This window comes from Kocuria sp. CCUG 69068, from assembly GCF_020833785.1.
In the GTDB taxonomy this organism is placed as follows: Bacteria; Actinomycetota; Actinomycetes; order Actinomycetales; family Micrococcaceae; genus Kocuria; species Kocuria rosea.
Genome location: NZ_PDDL01000239.1, coordinates 1 through 1,289, shown reverse-complemented (window position 1 = coordinate 1,289; position 1,289 = coordinate 1). Strand labels below are relative to the sequence as shown.

General features: G+C 78.7%; 1 protein-coding gene and 1 pseudogene. Both read left to right on the top strand.

The window, feature by feature from the left end:
* A pseudogene (locus CRM73_RS19285) lies at positions 1-222 on the top strand (L-seryl-tRNA(Sec) selenium transferase); the annotation flags it as partial.
* A 2-nt stretch (positions 223-224) separates the two neighbouring features.
* A partial coding sequence (selB, locus tag CRM73_RS19280) for a selenocysteine-specific translation elongation factor (RefSeq protein ID WP_229588807.1) occupies positions 225-1,289 on the top strand: 1,065 nt, incomplete at its 3' end.

Sequence of the window (1,289 nt, the reverse complement as noted above, 5' to 3'; positions counted from 1 at the left end):
CCCGGCATGCCCCTGCCGGGGTGGGCGGTGCGGCTGCCCGAGGCGGCGGCCCCGCTGCTGCGCACCGGCCGCCCGGCCGTGCTCCCCAGGGTCCACGACCGCGCGTGCCTGGTCGATCTGCGCTGCGTGCCCGAGTCCGAGGACGAGCGCCTGCGCGCGGCGGTGCAGGCGGCCCTGACCGCCCTGGCCGGGGCGGACGGCGGCCCGGGAGGGACCCGGTGAGCGTGCACGTCGTCGCCACGGCCGGGCACGTCGACCACGGCAAGAGCACCCTGGTGCGGGCCCTCACCGGGATGGAGCCCGACCGGTGGGAGGAGGAGCGCCGCCGCGGGCTGACCATCGACCTGGGCTACGCCTGGACCGCGCTGCCGTCCGGGCGCGACGTGGCCTTCGTGGACGTCCCGGGCCACGAGCGCTTCCTCGGCAACATGCTCGCCGGTCTCGGCCCGGCTCCCGTGGTCTGCTTCGTGGTCGCCGTCGACGAGGGCTGGCAGGCCCAGTCCGGCGACCACCGCGACGCCGTCGCGGCCCTCGGCATCGAGCACGGCGTGGTGGTGCTCACCCGCGCCGACCGGGCCCCCGGGCGCACCGGCGAGGTCCTCGCCCAGGTCCGCGCGGAGCTGGCCGGGACCGGTCTGCACGACGCGCCCGCGGTCACCGTCTCGGCCCTCGAGGGCACGGGCCTCGACGAGCTGCGCGCCGTCCTCGACGACGTCCTGGCGCGGGCGCCCGCCCCCGCCCAGGGGCGGCTGAGGCTGTGGGTGGACCGGTCCTTCACGATCACCGGCTCCGGGACGGTGGTGACCGGCACGCTGGCCGCGGGATCGCTCCGGCAGGGCGACCGGCTGCACCTGCTCGGCCACGGCGGGGCCGTGCCGGTCGTGGTCCGGGGCATGCACAGCCGGAACGTGGCCCACACCGCGCTGGAGCCGTGCACCCGCGTGGCGCTCAACCTGCGGGGGGTCTCCGCCTCCGACGTGCACCGCGGCGACGCCCTGGTCACCCCGGACACGTGGCCGCTCACCGACGTCCTCGACGTCCGCCGGGCCACCGGCCCCGCCCTCACCGACACGGCCGAGCACCTCGTGGTCCACGCCGGCACCGCGGCCGTGCCCGCCCGGCTGAGCCCGTTCGACGACGACCACGCCCGGCTGGTCCTGGACCGGCCCCTGCCCCTGGTCCTCGGGGACCGCCTGGTGCTCCGCGACCCCGGCAGCCGCTCGGTGCTCGGCGGCGCCCAGGTCCTCGACGCCGACCCGCCCGCGCTGCGGCGGCGCGGCGACCGGGCG